The 17,082-nt window shown below is 72.8% G+C and carries 14 protein-coding genes; 10 read left to right on the forward strand and 4 right to left on the reverse strand.

All coding sequences use genetic code 11. From position 1 onward, the window contains the following. The first annotated feature begins 674 nt into the window (after positions 1-674). The gene (locus IO40_RS39550; protein WP_031176632.1) at positions 675-1,382 is read left to right on the forward strand and encodes a LuxR C-terminal-related transcriptional regulator; all 708 of its coding nucleotides are present in this window, start codon (positions 675-677) and stop codon (positions 1,380-1,382) included. 282 nt (positions 1,383-1,664) lie between these two features. On the opposite strand, the gene IO40_RS0132080 is transcribed toward IO40_RS39550, so the two are convergent. Both IO40_RS0132080 and IO40_RS39995 read right to left on the reverse strand, forming a co-directional pair. Then, positions 1,665-2,372: a response regulator gene (locus IO40_RS0132080; protein ID WP_041968730.1), complete on the reverse strand. Its 708-nt coding sequence runs from the start codon at positions 2,370-2,372 to the stop codon at positions 1,665-1,667. Then, entirely contained in the window at positions 2,369-4,396 is a 2,028-nt protein-coding gene (locus tag IO40_RS39995) for an ATP-binding protein (protein WP_158706072.1), read from the reverse strand. Before IO40_RS39995 ends, IO40_RS0132080 begins: the two co-directional genes overlap by 4 nt. A gap of 168 nt (positions 4,397-4,564) precedes the next feature. Between IO40_RS39995 and IO40_RS0132090 the strand changes: the two genes are divergently transcribed. The 9 genes from IO40_RS0132090 to IO40_RS0132130 all read left to right on the forward strand — a co-directional run bounded on the left by IO40_RS0132090 (position 4,565) and on the right by IO40_RS0132130 (position 13,272). Beyond that, entirely contained in the window at positions 4,565-5,500 is a 936-nt protein-coding gene (locus tag IO40_RS0132090; protein ID WP_031032529.1) for an ATP-binding cassette domain-containing protein, read from the forward strand. Continuing rightward, positions 5,497-6,336 carry an ABC-2 transporter permease gene (locus IO40_RS0132095; RefSeq protein WP_016469529.1) on the forward strand — a complete coding sequence of 280 codons (840 nt, stop codon included), beginning with the start codon at positions 5,497-5,499 and terminating at the stop codon, positions 6,334-6,336. The genes IO40_RS0132090 and IO40_RS0132095 overlap by 4 nt, the downstream gene beginning before the upstream one ends. A gap of 136 nt (positions 6,337-6,472) precedes the next feature. Next, positions 6,473-6,607 (forward strand): lasso RiPP family leader peptide-containing protein, encoded by a 135-nt coding sequence (locus tag IO40_RS37365; RefSeq protein WP_276203808.1) that lies wholly within the window; start codon positions 6,473-6,475, stop codon positions 6,605-6,607. An 892-nt stretch (positions 6,608-7,499) separates the two neighbouring features. Further along, positions 7,500-9,767 (forward strand): asparagine synthase-related protein, encoded by a 2,268-nt coding sequence (locus tag IO40_RS0132105; protein ID WP_051719357.1) that lies wholly within the window; start codon positions 7,500-7,502, stop codon positions 9,765-9,767. Then, on the forward strand, positions 9,764-10,021 hold the full coding sequence (locus tag IO40_RS0132110) for a lasso peptide biosynthesis PqqD family chaperone (RefSeq protein WP_016469532.1): 258 nt from the start codon (positions 9,764-9,766) through the stop codon (positions 10,019-10,021). The genes IO40_RS0132105 and IO40_RS0132110 overlap by 4 nt, the downstream gene beginning before the upstream one ends. Beyond that, the gene (locus tag IO40_RS0132115; protein WP_016469533.1) at positions 10,018-10,482 is read left to right on the forward strand and encodes a lasso peptide biosynthesis B2 protein; all 465 of its coding nucleotides are present in this window, start codon (positions 10,018-10,020) and stop codon (positions 10,480-10,482) included. The genes IO40_RS0132110 and IO40_RS0132115 overlap by 4 nt, the downstream gene beginning before the upstream one ends. Continuing rightward, a complete protein-coding gene (locus IO40_RS0132120) occupies positions 10,466-11,446 on the forward strand; it encodes a daunorubicin resistance protein DrrA family ABC transporter ATP-binding protein (RefSeq protein WP_016469534.1) in 981 nt (326 codons plus the stop codon). Before IO40_RS0132115 ends, IO40_RS0132120 begins: the two co-directional genes overlap by 17 nt. Beyond that, entirely contained in the window at positions 11,443-12,342 is a 900-nt protein-coding gene (locus IO40_RS0132125; protein WP_016469535.1) for an ABC transporter permease, read from the forward strand. The genes IO40_RS0132120 and IO40_RS0132125 overlap by 4 nt, the downstream gene beginning before the upstream one ends. Positions 12,343-12,534: 192 nt before the next feature. Next, positions 12,535-13,272, forward strand: coding sequence for a phosphatase PAP2 family protein (locus IO40_RS0132130; RefSeq protein WP_106963720.1), 738 nt, complete (start codon positions 12,535-12,537; stop codon positions 13,270-13,272). Between the two features lie 70 nt (positions 13,273-13,342). On the opposite strand, the gene IO40_RS0132135 is transcribed toward IO40_RS0132130, so the two are convergent. Continuing rightward, on the reverse strand, positions 13,343-14,029 hold the full coding sequence (locus IO40_RS0132135) for a response regulator (protein WP_016469537.1): 687 nt from the start codon (positions 14,027-14,029) through the stop codon (positions 13,343-13,345). Positions 14,030-14,060: 31 nt separating this feature from the next. Then, the gene (locus IO40_RS39265; protein ID WP_016469538.1) at positions 14,061-15,959 is read right to left on the reverse strand and encodes a histidine kinase; all 1,899 of its coding nucleotides are present in this window, start codon (positions 15,957-15,959) and stop codon (positions 14,061-14,063) included. Between the last annotated feature and the right edge of the window lie 1,123 nt (positions 15,960-17,082).

Genomic DNA, 17,082 nt, shown 5'->3' on the forward strand with positions numbered 1-17,082 from the left:
TGGTGGGGGTGCGCTGTGGGGCTCGGGGTGGGGGCGCCGTCGGGGTTTGTGGTGGGGGCGTGGCGCGGTGCTCGCGCTGTGCGCGCCGCGGTGCTCGGGGTGGGGGCGTGCTGTGGGGGCCTTGGGTGGGTGCGCTGGGTGTTCGCTGTGGGGTGTGCCGCTGGCGCCCGCGCGAGGGGGCCTGTTGCAGGGCATGCGGCCGATTGCGCGGTGGGGGTCCGTGGCCGGGGCGCGCCAGCTGTGAGGGCGGGCGTGGCGCGGTGCTCGCGCTGTGCGCGCCGCGGTGCTCGGGGTGGGGGCGTGGCGCAGAGCTCGCAGTGGGGCGTGCTGCGGGGTTCGCGGCGAGGTGTACCGCTGGCGCCCGCGAGGGGGCCGGGGCCCGCTGGTCCTTGGCGGGGGCGAGGACGAGGGTCTTCCCGGTTGTCTGCGTCGGGTCGGGTGGGGTCCGAATGGTGCGGAGTAGCCGGGATGGCAGGCGTGGCATGAGGGGCCGCGTGGGCGATGGTCCGAGTGGCCGTGAAAAACTGGCTGAAATGCAACGGGGAACCAGCGCTCCAATTCCCCGGAGCGCGGCCGTGCGCTTCACTTCTGCACAGTTTCCCCTTTTCTGTTGACTGGTCCCCCCGATAGGATTCCCTTTTGGGATTCATGATCCATGAAACGGGGGGTGTTGCATGGGTGTGCGACTCATAATTTTCGATGACGACCCTGTCTATCGGATGGGTGTACGGGCCGCGGCGGAGACGGACGGCACCATCACCGTCCTCGCGGAGGCCGGCCTTCCGGATCGTCTTCCTGGCGCCGCCCCTGACGGTCTGTCGCAGTTCCTGGCACGGGCCGATGTCGTGCTCGTCGGCGGAACGGGCCCGGCCCGGCTGGCCCGAACGGTGCGGATGCTCCGCTCCTCGCCCGAGTGGTCGGGTCGGCTGCGCACCGGTGGCGCCGCCCGGGTCCTGGTGGCCGCCACCGACAGCAGCACGCCGGCCGTCCTGTCCATGGTCCGCTCCGGGGCCATGGGGTACGTGATGAAGAGCGTGAGCGCCCGAACCCTGCTCAGGACGGTGCATCTGCTGGCCGAGGGCGGCGCGGCCTTCGGTGCCGGCGTTGCCGAGGGGCTGTGGGGCGGCATCGGGATGCTCCCTCAACTGCCCAGCCGGCTGGCGTTCCCGACACTGACCGACCGCGAGCGGGAGATCCTGGAGCTGCTCGCGCTCGGCTGGGAGAACAAGCGGATCGCCCGTCGCCTGGTGCTCGCGGAGAAGACTGTGCGCAACCACATCACCGGCCTCTTCAGGAAACTCGGGGTGCCTGACCGGAACGCCGCCATCGTGCGGGCCCGCGCCGCCGGCATAGGGGCAGAACAGAAAGCGGCGGAGGTGTGAATTCGACAGTCGTGGCGGGGGGCGGTGCCTTTCGTGCAGCCATGGAAAAATCGTGTGCCATGAATTCACGGACAGTAATCCGGTAGGGGTGGGAAGGGGCAGGAAGGGGCGGAAAAGGGGGGCCGGACGAGGCGGAAAAACTGCGGGAGCCTCGTGGGGAACAAGTCGGCCCCGGCGAGCCTTGTCGGTCCGTCCCCTTGCCCGGCGGCCGGCCGTGCTTGGTCCGCCGCTTGCCCAAGGGAGCCAGCCGCTTGCCCAGGGGGGGCCACCCTTCCTTCGGCGTCAGCGGCCTCCCATGGGCGTGACCAGGCCATGCTCGTACCCGGTGATGACGAGCTGCACCCGGTCCCGCGCCCCCAACTTGTCTAGCAGCCGGCCGATGTAGGTCTTCACCGTCGCTATCGAGACGTGCAGCTTGGCGGCGATCTCGGTGTTCGACAGGCCCCGCGTCACCAGGAGCAGCACCTCGCGCTCCCGGCCCGTCAACGTGTCGAGATCGTCCGAGACGGCGGGCGCGCCTTCCGGCTGTCTGCAGAACTCCGCGATCAATCGCGCCGTCACGCTCGGCGCCAGCAGCCCCTGCCCGGACGCCACCGTGCGGATCGCCCGTACCAGATCGGCCGGCGCTACATCCTTGAGCAGGAACCCGCTCGCGCCCGCCCGGAGCGCGGAGAACACATACGAGTCCAGGTCGAACATGGTCAGCACCAGCACCCGCACCCCTTCCGCCTCCGGGTGCGAACGGATCAGTCGCGTCGCCTCGATGCCGTCGAGTCCCGGCATCCGCACGTCCATCAGCACCACGTCCGGGCATGCGCTCACCGCCAGTCGGACCGCCGCGTCCCCGTCCTCGGCCAGTCCGACGACCTCCAGCCCCGGCTCCGCATTCACCAGCACACGGAAGCTCTCCCGCAGCAGCTCCTGATCATCGGCGATAAGCACCCGGACCGGCTCACGGGGAGCGTCCGCCTCGGCGAGGGAATCACTCATGACGACTCTGACGCCTCCTGTCTGCTGTCCGGCTCCGTCTCGCCCGGCCCGGCGGCAGCTGTGTGGTCGCCCGGCCGGGGGGCACTGCCTGGGGCGGCGGCCCGGGCGGTGCCCGGACCGCCGGTTGTGTTCGGTGGCGCTGCTTCGGCGGGGGGCGGTGTTGGTGCCGTGTCGGTGGGGAGCGGTGCCGGGGCGGTGTTGGTGAGGGGCGGTCCTGTGGTGCCGGACGGGGGCTGGCCGCCGGCGCTTGAAGGGGGCGGACCGGTGGTGTCCGAGGGTGGCCTTGTGGCGCTGGTGGACGGGGACCGTGCGGTGTCGGTGGGATCGGAGGGGCGCGTCTTCTCACGGACGGGCAGCGGGATGCGCGCCCGCACGGCGAACCCGCCTCGCGGCTGGGGCCCCGCCGTCAGCTCGCCGCCGTACATGGTCACTCGCTCCCGCATGCCGATCAGCCCGTGCCCGGCGCCCTGAGGGCAAGCTTTCCGTGGCACAGCTTCCCCCGGGGGGACGTTGCGGTGGGCGGAGTTCCAGTACGAGGCGCCCCCCGGTTCGGCAATGCCGCCCGGTGGCGGGGCGTCGTTCTCGTCCGTGACGCCGCCCCGCTTCGTATGCGTGCTCCCTTCCGTGGTGGCGCCGCGGCTTTCGGAGGTGCCGCTTCGGTCGTCCGTAGTGGTTCTCTCTTTCGCGGTCGCGGGCGTGGGTTCTTCCGCGAGGGCGCCTCCTGCCTGCGTAGCGTTCTCTCCTGCGGGATGGGGGTGCTGTGCGTTGTCCTTCCTGGCGCCGGCCCACCGGTTACTCGCGCTGGGGCGCCGATTCCGGGTGCTGTCGGGCCGTGTGCCGTCACGTCTGTCGCCGTCGCGTTTGGCGGCATCACGTCTGAGGACGTCGCGTCTGGCCCCGACCGCACCGGTACGGGCCCGGCCGGTCCGATCGGCGCTGCCACCGCCGTCGTCGAGGACTTCGATCCACAGCTCTCCGCGCCGGGCGATCAGGGTCAGACGGCAGGAGCAGGGTGCGGCGTGTTTGATGACGTTGGTCAGTGCCTCCTGCACCACTCGGTGTGCGGCGCGCGCCACCCCGTCCGGCAGGCCGGCGAGCCCCTCCATGGTCAGCTCGACCGCGACTCCGGCCGCGCCTGCGCGCCGAACCAGGGCCCGTACATCTGTTTCTTGGGCCAGGCTGCGTCCGGGGTGGCGGCTCTCCTCTTCGTCCTCCTCGCCGATGCGGCCGGTGCGCAACAGGCCGAGGATGCCGCGCATCTCCTGGAGTGCCGTGCGGCTCTCCTCGTCGATGACCCGCAGCGCGTCGGCAGCCTCGTCGGGGGCGACTGCCGCAACATGGCGGGCGACCCCTGCTTTCACGGCGATGACCCCGACATGGTGGGCCACCACGTCGTGCAGCTCGCGGGCGATCCGCAATCTTTCCTCGGCGACCGCGCTGACCGCCAGCTGGCGTGCGGCCCGTTCGGCGTATGCGCGCCGTTCCCTGATTGCTTGTCCCGCGCCCCAGGTCAGCCCGCACACGATGAGGCCCGAGAGCCATGCGGGCAGCCCGGAGCCGAACGTCTTCGACGAGGCACCGCCGGAGACGAGGACCAGCAGGATCAACGCGCTCCCGGCGACGACGACCCGTCGGAGCGTGCGGCCGGTCCGCGTGGTGGTGACCGCCACCGGATAGAGGGCGTAGGCCACCGCCAGCAGGGGTTCCACCACGATGTCGAGCACGGCGCCGGCGGCCGAGGCCACCAGGACGGACGCCAGTACCGCGCGTGGCCACAGCCTGCGGACGGCCAGCGGCAGACTCATCGCCAGCAGCACCGGGACCTGGAGCAGCGGAGACGGGGCGTGGCCCGGCTGGAGAGGGGCCAGCAGGGCGTAGAACAGGGCGAAGGCCGCCGCCGCCGCGGCGTCCCACGCGATGAGCTGCCGTCGGCTCAGGCCCCCACGGGCCCAGCCCTGACGCTGGTCTTCGGGCACCCAGCCATGGCGCTGCCCTTCCTTGGATTCCACCGAGTCGCCGGACACTCGCTCACGGTAACCCTGCGAGGGGCTCGTGCACGTCGGACCACGGTCGGTCAGACCACGGTAGGAAGCGAGGCGGGATGTGCCGCGTTCCTTCCACCCCTGGTCCGCACGGAGATTTCGGAGCCCGGTCCGATGTGGCGGGCATGGCGTCGGCGGGATCCTCGAAGCGTGATCGAAGTCCAGCATCTGACCAAGTGCTACGGCCCGACGCGGGCCGTGGACGACCTGAGTTTCGTGGTGCGGCCGGGAAAGGTAACCGGCTTTCTTGGCCCCAACGGCGCGGGCAAGTCCACCACGCTGAGACTGCTGCTCGGCCTCGGCCGCCCCGACTCGGGGCAGGCCCTGCTGTTCGGGAAGCCCTACCGGGAACTGCGGGACCCACTGCGTCACGTCGGTGGGCTGCTGGAAGCCAAGTCCACGCAGCGCACCCGCAGCGCCTACCACCATCTGCTGTGGCTCGCGCGCACCCACCGCATTCCCGAGGCGCGGGTGCGGGAGGTGCTCGCCATGGTGGGCCTCGAAGAGGTGGCAGGCCGCAGAACCGGTGGCTTCTCACTCGGTATGGAGCAGCGGCTGGGCATAGCGGCTGCGCTGCTGGGCGATCCGGAGATCCTGCTGCTCGACGAGCCGGTCAACGGTCTCGACCCGGAGGGGGTCCACTGGCTCAGAACCCTACTGAAGGAGCGGGCAGCCGCCGGCCGGACAGTGCTGCTGTCCAGCCATCTGATGAACGAGATGGCCGTCACCGCAGACCACCTGGTCATCATCGGCCGGGGCCGGCTGCTGGCCGACACCAGCATGGAGGACTTCACCTCTCAACACTGCCGCAGCGTGGTGCGCATCCGCAGCTATGAGCCGCAGCGGCTCTGTGACGTGCTGCGTCAGGCAGGCGCGGGGGCCGAGGAGGAGCCCGGCGGTGTCCTGCGCGTCACGGGGCTGGAGAGCCGCGAAGTGGCGCAGCTGGCCCGCGCCCACCACATCGGTTACGACGAACTGGCGGGAGAGTCCACCTCACTGGAGGAGGCGTTCTTGGAGATGACGGCGCGGGCGGCACAGTTCACGGCCGGCCAGGGGGCCGGCCTCGACGGAAGGGGAGGGGCATGACGGCATCGGTGTCCGGACACTCGTCCGCGGGTGCGGTCGGTGTGCCCAGTGTGCTCCCCGCGACGGGTGCCGGAGCCACTCTGGCGGCCATCCATGCGGAGTGGACGAAGGTCCGCACGCTGCGCTCCATGGTGGCGGTCCTCGCCGGGACGTTCGTGGCCAGCGTCGGTCTTGCGGTGCTGTCCGGAGCCTCGGTCAGTCGTGCACTGAGAGCTGACAACGGAATGGTCCGTGCGGACTTCAATCCCGTGGACTCCGGCTTCAACATCGTCTGGTACACGCAGCTCGGCATGGTCGCCTTCGGTGTGCTGTTGATGAGCGGCGAGTTCGGCAGCGGAATGATCAGAGTGTCACTGGCGGCGGTGCCCCAGCGCTGGCGCCTGTACGCGGCGAAGGCCGGGGTATGCACAGCGGTGGTGCTGCCCCTGGCAGCGGTCACCGTGGTGCTCTCCTTCCTCCTGGACCAGGCGGCGCTGGGCGACTACGGTGCCGGGGCCGGGGATGCGGGCGTCGTGCGGGGCATGGCCCTGGGCACCGTGTATCTGACCCTGATCGCGCTGCTCTCCTTCGGGGTGGCCACGGCGGTACGGTCCACGGCCGTCGCGCTGGGAGCGATGTATGTCTTCCTGTTCGCCGTCTCTCCCATAAGCCAGGCCGTGCCCGGACTCAAGGAAGCGGCACGGTATCTGCCCGACAAGGCGGGCATCCAGGCACTGAAAGTGGGCGCCGACGCGGACCCGGCCCTCGGCCCGTGGGGCGGCATTCTCATCGTCGTCGGCTGGACGGTACTGGCTCTTGTGGTCGGCTGGCTCTCCTTCCGGAAGCGGGAGGTGTGAGCGGAACGGGACACATACGGGACGGCTGTCCCGACCTCCAGGGACACCGGGGCCCATAACTTCGATGGTGTCCAAGGGTTACGGCGGTGCATCGGCCGACATCGCCCGACCGACCGATGTCTCTCAAGGAGGATTCATGGAATCCATGGAGCACACCTACGAGCCCCCCGCCCTCACCGAGCTCGGCGACTTCGAGGAACTGACGCAGTGCCTGCCGTCGGGCGACTGCCCCGACTTCCTGGGCTGCGGTCGCGCGATCTGGTGCATCTGACCACCGCAGTTCGGCCTCACCGCTGAGCCCACACAGAACCGGTGGCCGGAGGTCGTCCGTTCCGGCCACCGGCCACAGGGTCCCGACGCGGTATCGGCGTGCATGCTCGGTGGACGGCCCGCCATGAGACGGCCCGCCGACGGGGAGCGCTCTGGGGAGGGTGCCTTGCGAAGCCGCGACGGGGCCGCGCGGCCGGGCGATGCCACAGCCACGGGCGGCGGTACCGCCTGCTGGAACGTCACCGGACGTGTACATGGGTGCCGTCGCCGGACCGTCACCCTGAACCGTGTGTGCCGCGACGCCCGAATGACGTGGGGCCGTCATCGGGTCGTAGTAGTGGGCCCATGGGCCGGCACGTGCTGACGGCGGCGGCGCGGAAATGCGGGGCGGAGGCCGGGTCCTGTCACCGGTGCCGTGTCACCGGTGCCGGGCCGCCACCCGGGCGCCGGTCACGGGGCCCGCGTGGGGAACGGCATCCGGCAGTGCTGAGTGCGGAGGCCGAGCGGTAGCCGTCGCCCGGCACTGGTGGTGGTCGGGCTCGACACGGGCCCGGTGCGGGGGGTAGCACCGGGCGCCGTGCCCGAGAACGACGGAGCCGCCAGCCGATGCCGACGGGGCAGCCTGCGGCTGGCGCACCAGAGGGGGCTGCCGGGACGGTACCGGGTTGCTCAGCGCATTCGGGACCCTCCTGCCGCATGGGGAGGGGCCGGCCGGGCCTGCGCGTGCGCGGGGCCGGCCGCCCCGAAGAAGGAGACCGGGAAATGGGCGGCTGCCCCGAGGCGGCAGCCCGCAGAAAGGGGATACCAGGCTCCGCGCACGGAGCCGCAGAGGCAGGTGGAGGGCCCGGCCGGGAGGCGGGCGCCCGCACGCACGACCTGGAGAAGCGCACGACATGGACTTCCTCATCTTCCCTGACCATCCCACCGCACAGCATCTCGTCAGCACCACCCCGGCACTGGCCGCGGCGTCGGTCGTTCCGCACGCTTCGGGACGTCCGTGGCTGGTGGGGTGGTGGGACGCATCGCGGGTGCAGCGGCTGACCGCGGGTCCGCGCCGGCTGGCCGTCGTCGGCCACACCCGGCGTGGCCCCGGCCGGCTGCACCGTGCGTTCGACCGGGCCCGATCGCTGGAAGAGCTGGATGCTGCCGCTCGCTCACTGGCGGGGAGCTGCCACCTCCTGGCGAGTTTCGACGGGAAGGTGCGGGCCCAGGGCTCACTGTCCACAGCACGGCAGATCTTCACCGTCCGCGTCAGGGGACTCACGGTGGCGGGGAGTGCTCCGGGGCTGCTGGCCGCACTCGCGGAGGCCCCCTGTGACGAGACGGCGCTGGCCGCGCGGTTGTTGACGCCGTACGTTCCGTGGCCGTTGTCCCGGCGGACGGTGTGGCAGGGGATCGAGGGGGTCGCCCCGGGGCACTGGCTGGAGCTGTCCCGGGACGGTAGCGCACGGGAGCGGCACTGGTGGCGGCGGCCGGAGCCGGTGGTGCCGCTGCCGCAGGCGGCGGAGAGGGTACGGGCCGCGTTGCGGGAAGCGGTCTTGGTGCGGGCCGAGTCGGCGGGGGCGATCAGCGCGGATCTGTCCGGCGGGCTGGACTCGACGTCTTTGTGCTTCGTGGCCGACGAGTTGGGCGTGCCCACGCACACGTACCACGCCGTTCCGCTCGATCCGCGTAACCCTGACCACCGGTGGGCCCGGCGGGCCGCCGCCCAATTCGGGCCGGCCGTGCACCACACGGACCTGCCCCAGGACCACGCCATGCGGCTCTTCCCCGTCGCCACCGGGGGGAGCGAGGAGCCGGACGGGGGTGAGGGCCCGTTCAACTGGCGTTGGGCAGGCCCCCATCTGCGGGCGCTGTCCCGTACGGCGGCCGAGGCGGGTTCGCGGCTGCATCTGATGGGGCTCGGCGGTGACGAACTGTTCGGTCCGCTGCCCAACGGGCTGTGGGCCATGCTCCGGGCCGAGCCGCGTGCGGCGCTGGGGCAGATTCGCCGTCGTCGGCTGCTGAACCGCTGGCCGCTGGTGGCGACGGTGCGCGGGCTGGCCGACCGTTCAAGGTTCCCCTCCGCGTTGCGGGCGGTGGCAGGGCGGTTGACCAGTCCGCCGCCGCAGCGCTGGGAGGCCGGATTCGGCTGGACGGGAGAGGCCAGGTTGCCGGCCTGGAGCACGCCGAGGGCTGTCGCTCTCGTCCGCCGGGCGCTGTGGGAGGAGGCGGAGGCGGGTGCCGAGCCGCTGGACGGCGACCGGTTCGGGCATCAGGTGCTGGAGTATCTCGCTTTCGAGGGCACCACCATGCGGCAGACCTCGCGGGCCATGGCGCCCTTCGGGGTCGGCTGGGAGGCTCCGTTCCTCGACGACCGGGTGATCGAGGCGGCTCTTTCCGCCAGGCTGTCCCAGCGGATGCCCACCGGCAGCTTCAAGCCGCTGTTGGTCGCCGCGATGCGCGGCATCGTCCCCGATGACGTGCTCGACCGCACCGACAAGGGGGAGTTCAGCGCCGAACTGTACGAAGGTCTGGCGCGCGGCAGGGAGGCCGCAGTCGAGATGTGTGCCGCCCTGCGGCTGGGCGCACGCGGTCTCGCTGACGCCGGTGCTCTTCGGAACGCCCTGCTCAGCCCGCCCGACGAGGGACGGTACGCGGCCCATCTGGAGACGACCGTCGCCGTCGAGGCGTGGTTGCGGTCGCCCCACACCCGCACCGCCCTGCCGGGCACCCCGCCGTCGGGCCCCCGCGATATCGAGGCCGATCCGGGGGAAGCGGGGCGGCGCCCGCCTGCGGGTCCGGGCCCGGCCGCCTCCGAAAGAGCCACGGGCCCGGACCGCGCGACCGACGCCCGCCGATCCCTGCGTACGGAGCAGCAGACGGGCTCGGAAGAGCCCGGGCCCGAAGGATCGGATCACCGCGCGGGATCGGGTCGGCGACAGGTTTCAGATCCACCGCCTGCCGCTGCCCGGCCACTGGTTACTGACCCGCCATCTCCTGACCGGTCACGGGCCGCTGTCCGGTCACAAATTGCTGGTTCGGCCCCTGGCACTGCCCGGCCGTCAGTCCCTGAGCCGTCACCGGATGCCGCGCGTCCGCCAACCCCTCGGCGCCCCGAAGTTCTGGACAACCATGGAGCCCCGGTGCGTTCGGCGGCCCCGACGAAGGAGGCACCATGATGCTCGCTCTGCCCCGTGAGGTCGTCCTGACGGAGACCGAGTCGGGAGCGGTTCTGCTCAATGAGAGGGACGGCCGGTTCTGGCGGCTCAACGGTTCGGGCACCGTCGCACTGCGGCTGCTGCTGGAGGGCCGGACGCCGCAGGAGGCCGCCGAGCGGCTGAGTGGCGGGGAGCGGTTCCGGGAACGGGCACTCGCCGATGTGCGCGGCTTGGTCGACGCGTTGCGGGCCGCCGGACTGGTGGTGGTGCGATGAGTCTGCCGGGAGTGGGGGAGCGCGCCGCCAGGCCGGGCCTGCGCGGGCAGGTGGCGGCGCGGTGCGCGGTCGGGGTGGCCCGGGTGTTGATCAAGCTCAAGCCGGGGCGGCTGCGCCGGGTGCTGACCGTCCTCAGCCGTGGTGCGCGGCCCGCCGGCCGGGAGCGGGCCCTCGCGGCACGGCAGGCAGCTGTCGCGGTGAGTGTGCGCTGCGCGGGGCTGGGGTGCCTCCAGCGTTCGGTGGCGGCGGCGCTCTTGTGCCGTCTGCACGGCGAGTGGCCCGACTGGTGTTCCGGGTTCCGTACCAGGCCGTTCGGTGCGCACGCCTGGCTGGAGGTGGACGGCGAGCCGGTGGGGGAGGGCGAGGCGATCGGTGCCTTCCGGACGGTGATCGCCGTTCGGGCGGCGGGGACGGAACGGGTACCGGCGGCTGGAGGGGGCGCGGATGACGGCCGTGGCTGACGAATTCGCCGTCCGCACCGAGGACCTGGGAAAGGTCTACGGGGAGTTGCCCGCGGTCGTCGGGCTCGACCTGTCGGTGCCCCGGGGCACCACCTTCGGGTTTCTCGGACCCAACGGTGCGGGCAAGACGACGACCATCAGCATGCTGTGCACGCTGTTGCGGCCCACCGTCGGACGGGCGTTCGTGGCAGGACACGACGTGGTGGCCGAGCCGCACTCGGTCCGGGAGCGTATCGGGCTGGTGTTCCAGGAGACGACGCTCGACCTCGACCTGACCGCCGAGGAGGGACTGCGGTTCCACGCGGAGCTGTTCGGCATCCCCTGGCGTGTGAGCCGACCGAAGGTTGCGGCGTTGCTGGAACTGGTGGACCTGACCGGCAGCAAGGACCGTCCGGTGCGGGAGTTCTCCGGGGGGATGCGGCGGCGTCTGGAGATCGCGCGCGGGCTGCTCACCACCCCACAGGTGCTCTTCCTGGACGAGCCGACCACCGGACTCGATCCGCAGACCCGCACTGTCATCTGGGAGCACCTGCACGAGCTGCGTGAGCAGCACGGCATCACGCTGTTCCTGACGACGCACCACCTGGAGGAGGCCGAGCACTGCGACCGCATCGCCATCATGGACGGCGGTCAGGTGGAGGTGGAGGGCAGTCCGGCCGAGCTGAAGGCGGAGGTCGGCCACGACACCGTGGTGCTGCGGACCGGGGACGACGCCGCGGCCGTGCGGGTCATCGCGGAGCGTTTCGGTCTGGATGCGGTGTCCGGTCCCGACGGGGTGCGGCTGCGGGTCGCGGACGGTGCGGCTTTCGTGCCGGCCTTCTGTGCCGAGGCGGGTGTCCCGGTGCTGTCCGCCACCGTCGTCCCGCCGTCGCTCGACGATGTGTTCCTGCACCACACCGGGCGGACCATCCGCGCCGAGCGGAGTGGGCCGCTGACCGTCAACGACGTGGGGAGGCGGCGATGAGCGCCGTGGAGGCGACGGCTCCGGAGGCCGTGACGGGGAGGCCGGGGGCCGTGGCGGCGCCGTACGACGGCGGGGGACGGGCGCGAGGGCCCGGGGGAGTGCGCCGCGAACTGCGGGCGGTGCGAGTCCTGTGGCACCGGGAGATGGTGCGGCTCCTGCGTACCAAGGTGCAGATCGTCATGGGGCTGGTGACGCCCGTGATGTTCCTGCTGGTGATGGGCACGGGGCTGGAGTCGATGGGTGCGGTGGCCGGGGACGCCTTCGCGCAGTTCCGCGGCTACCTCTTCCCCGGGGTGCTGGTGATGGCCACCCAGGCGCCGGCGCTGGCCGTAGGGCTGTCGGTGGTGATGGACCGGCAGACGGGCATGCTGCGGCAGGCGATGGTGGCGCCGGTGCGCCGCGTCAGTCTGCTGCTGGGGCTCTCCCTGGGCGGCGCGACCTGCGGAGCCGTGTACGGGGCTCTGGTGCTGGCCATATCCGGGGCTGTCGGGATCGCCTACCATCCGCTGCTGCTGGTGGCGCTGCTCGAAGTGGCGGTGATCGCCCTGCTGTTCACCGCGGGCGGGATGCTGGCGGCTGTCACGATCCAGCGCATCCAGACCTTCCAGGTGCTGATGGGGCTGGCACTGATGCCGTTGATGTTCCTCTCGGGTGCGATGTTCTCCCCGACGGGGCTGCCGCGCTGGCTGGGCATCGTCGTGCACCTCAACCCGCTCACCTACGCCGTGGACGCCGTGCGCCGCACGCTGCCGGGGGAGCTGGACATGGGCGGGTACGCGGGTTCGCCGCAGATAGTCGGCTGGACACCGCCGGTCGCCGTGGAGGTCTGCTTCGTGGCCGTTCTGGCCGTCGGCATGCTCGTGGTCGCCGCCCGCCGCTTCTCCCGGAGGGGCTGAGAGCACAGGACGGCCGGGTCTGCCGGTGCGCCTTCGGCCTCCGCGGCGGGGTGGTGTTCCGGCCGCTCCGGTCTGCTGCCGGTTCTGGTCGGGCCCCGTGGAGCAGTGGTCGGTCAACCCTGACGAAAGACCAACTCGTGGTCCGACTTTCGGGCCGGGGCCGCGTCCCGCTTCGCTCGTACGTTCAGGGCCATGTCCACGGAACGACGAACACGACGGCGGACGCCTGCGCGCGGTCCGCTCGGTGCGGTGGCGGTACTGGTGGCCGGTGCGGGAGCCCTCCTGGCGCTGGCCCCGGGCGGACTCGGCAGGGAGGACCCCGTACGGATCACGGACGGGACCTCCGCCTCCGTCTACCGTGAATTGAGCGATGCGGCCGGCGACGGTCCCGGCTGGCTGGGCGGACTCTTCGAGCTGGCCACCGAGGGCACACTGGTGGTCCTCGGACTGCTGCTGCTGTGGACCGGCCTGCGGGCCTGGCGGGCGAAGGACGGTGTGCTGGCGGCCGGTGTCGTACTGACCGGCCTCGGCACGGTCGTCGCGTACGGGGTGAGCGAAGCGCTGAAACTGGTGGCGGACGAGGAACGGCCGTGCCGGGCCGTACCGGGCGCCGATCCGCTGGCGGAGTGCCCGCCGCCGGGCGACTGGTCCTTCCCCAGCAACCACGCCACGCTCGCCACCGCCCTCGCGGTCGGTCTGGCGCTGGTGTGGCCGCGGCTGGCGGCGGTGACGTTGCCGCTGGCAGGCGCCGCCGCGTTGCTGCGGGTACTGGTCGGGGTGCACTACCCGCACGACGTGCTGGCGGGTGCCGTCCTGGGGGCGGCTGTCGTGGCGGCGGCGGTGCTGCTGTGGCCCCGCTCCCGTCCCCTGCCGTTCCTGTGGCGTTCGGCCGCGCCGCCACGGAGGGCGGAGTCGAGGTCGTCGCGCTGAGTCCTTCTCCTCCGGGCCGGGGCCGGGCGCCGAGGGCCGGGGCAGGGCTGCGGGCCGGGCCTGGGCCGATTCAGTGGGCGGCGGGCGGTACCAGGCCCGCTTCGTGCGCGACCACGGCGGCTGCCGCCCTGTTGTCCACGCCCAGCCCGGCGAGGATCGAGCTGACGTGCGCTTTCACGGTGCCCTCGACCACGCGCAGCCGCCGGGCGATCTGCCCGTTGGACAGCCCGGCGCCCAGGTAGGAGAGCACCTGGCGCTCCCGCGGGGTCAGCGCGTCCACCCGGGCCCGCGCCGAGGTGCGGCGTCCTGCCGCGGCCCCGGCACCGGAGGAGGCCAGGTGTGCAACGACCCGGGCCGCCACCTTCGGTGCCAGATAGGCGGCCCCGTCGGCCACGGCCCGGACACCGGCGATCAGCTCCTCCGGCTGGCCCGCCTTGAGCAGGAAGCCGGCGGCGCCACCGCCCAGAGCCTGGAGGATGTAGTCGTCCTCGCCGAAGGTCGTCAGCATCACCGCACGCGTCCCGGGTGCTGTCCGCGCGAGGGCGGCCAGCGTCTGGATGCCGTCGGCCTTCGGCATCCTGATGTCGAGGACCGCCACGTCGGGGCGGTGCCGCCGGGCGAGTTCGACGGCTTCGTGGCCGTCGCCCGCCTCGGCGACGACGGTGATGCCGGGGTCGGTGCCCAGGATGGTGCGCACGCCGGCCCGCACCATGGGTTCGTCGTCCGCGACGAGTACGCGGATGGGCTCCCCTGTCATCGTGCCGGGTCCTTCGTCCAGGTGTCCGCGGTCACGGCCGCAGCTCCTGGGCGGCGACCAGCTTGCCGTTCCGGAAGCAGAGCCGGTAGGCGTCGCCGGAACGGTCGTCGAACGGGTTCGCGGTCATCGCGTAGAACTCGCATGTCGTACCGGGTCCCTGGGGTGGTGGCGGGGTGTGTGCGGGGCGGCGCCGGGTCTGCTCGTCGGGCAGAAGAAGCGCGACGCGGTCCCGTTCCTGTCCGACGCGGAGCCGCCCGAAGTCCTCGGCCGGCAGTACGGCGCGCCGTGTCACCAGCATGTCCCACCAGGTCAGCACGCCGCCCAGCAGGGCCCCCAGCGCCAGGCAGGCCGTCACCGCGGTGAGCACCGTGCGGCCCATCTCGCGACGTGCCTTCCGCTGCCGGGGCGAGACCGGCGAGGGAGTGACGGGCCCGGCTGCGGGCGGGCCACTGGGGCGGGCCGGCCGGACGTGGGGGAGCGTGGCGCACACACGGAAGCCGCCGTCGGCAGTCGGCCCGCACTGGAACGATCCGCCCGCGAGCCGTACGCGTTCGTCGAGGCCGATGAGTCCGTGGCCCCCACCCGGACGTTCTCCAGCGGCGGAGCCGCCATCTTCGCCGGGACCGGATGAAGCGGCGGCGCCGGATGAAGCGGCGGCCCCGGAGGAGGTGGCGCCGGAGGAGGGGGCGGCGCCGGTTGTATGGGTGTCGCCGTCCGTCCGGGCGGCGCGCGCGGTGGTGCTCGGGGCGCGTACGGAGTCGGCTGCGTGGCTTGTGACACCCGTGGTGCGGGCGGTGCTGTCTGTGGTGCCCGTCTCGCTCGCATCGGGCGTGCTGTCGGCCGCGCCGCCGATGTCGATGCCCGCCTCACTGCGCGGGCCCTGGCCGTACACGTCGCCCTCGCTGTCCGCGCCCGCCACGCTGTCCGAGCCCGCGCGCGTGGCCGCGTCAGCCGTCTCAGCTGCGTGAGCCGCCTCGGCCGCCTCGGTGCTGTCGGCCGTCTTGGCCGCGCGGGTCTCGCCGGCGGTGTCGTCGGACAGCTGCGCGGGGGCCGGCCCGTTTTGGACGACGACATGGGTTGCGGGCAGTCCGGTCTCCCCGGAGTCCGTGGTCGCGTGGGTGACCCGGACCGTGGCGGTGGCACCGGGGGCGTGCTTGGCGACGTTCGTGAGGGCTTCCTGGACGATGCGGTGCGCCGCGTGCAGCACCGCCGGAGGCGGGTCCGTCGCCCCGGGGCCCGCCGGTCGTTCGGCCACGTGCGCCGTGACGGCGAGACCGGAGGCTGCGGCCTCCTCGACGAGGCGGGTGATGCTGGTGTCCGCGGGCCGGGTGGGCGCGGCCCCGGCGGTTTCCCGCAGGACGCCGATGACCTCGCCGAGCCGGTCGACCGCCGCTTCCGCCCGGCCACGGATGCCCTCGGCCACCTCACGGTGCTCCGGGGCCAGCCCTGGCGCCAGTTTCAGGGCGCCGGCCGAGAGGGCGAGGAGGCTCAGCTCGTGACCGAGGGCGTCGTGCATGTCCTGTGCGATACGGGAGCGCTCGCGCAGGCGGGCCTGCTCGGCGACCAGGCGGCGCTCCCGTTCGAGTTGCTCGGCGCGTTCCCAGCCGGCCCGCGCCAGCTCCCGGTACTGCCGCAGGAAGCGGCCCGCGAACCAGGAGAGCAGCCCGGCGGTGAGTGCGACGGCCACGAAGCGGGTGCCCGGTGTCAGCCAGGCGGGTGTGGCGAGGGCCGCCGCCATGTTCGCGGCGAGGGTGGCGGCCAGCACCAGTGCGGGGGTGCGGGCGGTACCGGGGCGGTGGCCCGAGAGAAACGAGCAGACCACGGTCGGCACGATCCACCACGGGCCGGCGAACACGCTGAGCAGTGCGCTGAGCGCGGCCAGTACCGTGAGCGCGTGGGTCGTGGTCCGAGGCGTCGGTCGGTGCTTCACGCGGCGACGGTAAACCGTGGGCGGACCCGCCGACACTGCCGAAAGTAGCAGGCCCGCCCCTTGCGAGCGCCATCCCTGTGCCGACCCCGCTACGTGGCCGCCCTCACCCCGTGGCCACCTCCACAACGAGGCCGCCCTCACCCCGTGGCTGCCCTGGCCATGTGGCCGCCTTCACCACGTGGCCGCCTCCACTATGAGGCCGCCCTCACCAAGAGGCTGCCCCTCACCACAGGCCGGCCCTCACCCCGACGCCGCGCCCGCTTCCGGTCGCCCCGCACCGCCCCGGGCCCACAACCACGCCGCCCCACCCGACCGCCGGGCGCCCATCGCCCCGCCGAGGTCGGCCCCCAATGCCGAGCGCCCTCATCCGGCGCGACCGCACGTCGCCGCCACCGGCCCGGACGGCGAGGCGTTCCACCTCCAGCGCTCACGGCGCTCCGACCGCGAGGTGGCGCCCACCAGTGCTCCGGCCGAGAGGCGCCCTGCCCTCAGGGCTCACAGTGCTCCGACCGCCATGCGCGCTGCTGCGCAGCGAGCCGCACGCCCCAGCCCATCCGAGAACCGCCTTCGGCATCAGCCCCCAGCCCCACCCGACCCCCACCCGTCTTCGAACCACCGAGCACCCCACCCCGGCCCCGAAGCCCACCAGCCTCCACCCCGGCCCCGAATCCCACCAGCCTCCGCCCCGAATCGGCCCCTCCGCCCTGCCTACCGGGCACCTGCACACCACGCCCGCTGGCCCCAACCCGGTACCGGCCACTCCCAGCCGGCGCCGACCCCCAACCCGTAGCCGCCCTCCCAACCCGCCCTGCCCCAGAGCGGGCCCACCGGGAGCCTGCCCCCACCCGTAGCGGGCCCCACCCGGAGCCGGAGTCCGAGCCGCCCCGACCCGGGGCCGGCACCGAACCCGGGACCGGCCACTCCCAGCCGGTATCGGCCCCCAACCCGGAGCCGCTCCCGGCCAGCGGCCCCCACCCCAGGCCCGCCCCTACCCCGGCCCCCCACCAAGCAGCCCCGACCCCGAGCAGCCTCCGGCCCCATAGCCCGCCGAGCAGCCTCCGGCCCAAAGCCCCCAGCCCCAAGCCCCCGCCTCCGAGCTGCCCCCGGCCCCAGCCCCGAGCAG

It is taken from the genome of Streptomyces albus subsp. albus (assembly GCF_000725885.1).
Taxonomy (GTDB): Bacteria; Actinomycetota; Actinomycetes; order Streptomycetales; family Streptomycetaceae; genus Streptomyces; species Streptomyces albus.

Excerpts from the sequence above, each read along its gene's own strand:
- IO40_RS39550 (WP_031176632.1), top strand. The coding sequence starts at position 675 with ATGGGTGTGCGACTCATAATTTTCGATGACGACCCTGTCTATCGGATG.
- IO40_RS0132080 (WP_041968730.1), bottom strand. The coding sequence starts at position 2,372 with ATGAGTGATTCCCTCGCCGAGGCGGACGCTCCCCGTGAGCCGGTCCGG.
- IO40_RS0132095 (WP_016469529.1), top strand. The coding sequence starts at position 5,497 with ATGACGGCATCGGTGTCCGGACACTCGTCCGCGGGTGCGGTCGGTGTG.
- IO40_RS37365 (WP_276203808.1), top strand. The coding sequence starts at position 6,473 with ATGGAATCCATGGAGCACACCTACGAGCCCCCCGCCCTCACCGAGCTC.
- IO40_RS0132105 (WP_051719357.1), top strand. The coding sequence starts at position 7,500 with ATGGACTTCCTCATCTTCCCTGACCATCCCACCGCACAGCATCTCGTC.
- IO40_RS0132110 (WP_016469532.1), top strand. The coding sequence starts at position 9,764 with ATGATGCTCGCTCTGCCCCGTGAGGTCGTCCTGACGGAGACCGAGTCG.
- IO40_RS0132115 (WP_016469533.1), top strand. The coding sequence starts at position 10,018 with ATGAGTCTGCCGGGAGTGGGGGAGCGCGCCGCCAGGCCGGGCCTGCGC.
- IO40_RS0132120 (WP_016469534.1), top strand. The coding sequence starts at position 10,466 with ATGACGGCCGTGGCTGACGAATTCGCCGTCCGCACCGAGGACCTGGGA.
- IO40_RS0132125 (WP_016469535.1), top strand. The coding sequence starts at position 11,443 with ATGAGCGCCGTGGAGGCGACGGCTCCGGAGGCCGTGACGGGGAGGCCG.
- IO40_RS0132130 (WP_106963720.1), top strand. The coding sequence starts at position 12,535 with ATGTCCACGGAACGACGAACACGACGGCGGACGCCTGCGCGCGGTCCG.
- IO40_RS0132135 (WP_016469537.1), bottom strand. The coding sequence starts at position 14,029 with ATGACAGGGGAGCCCATCCGCGTACTCGTCGCGGACGACGAACCCATG.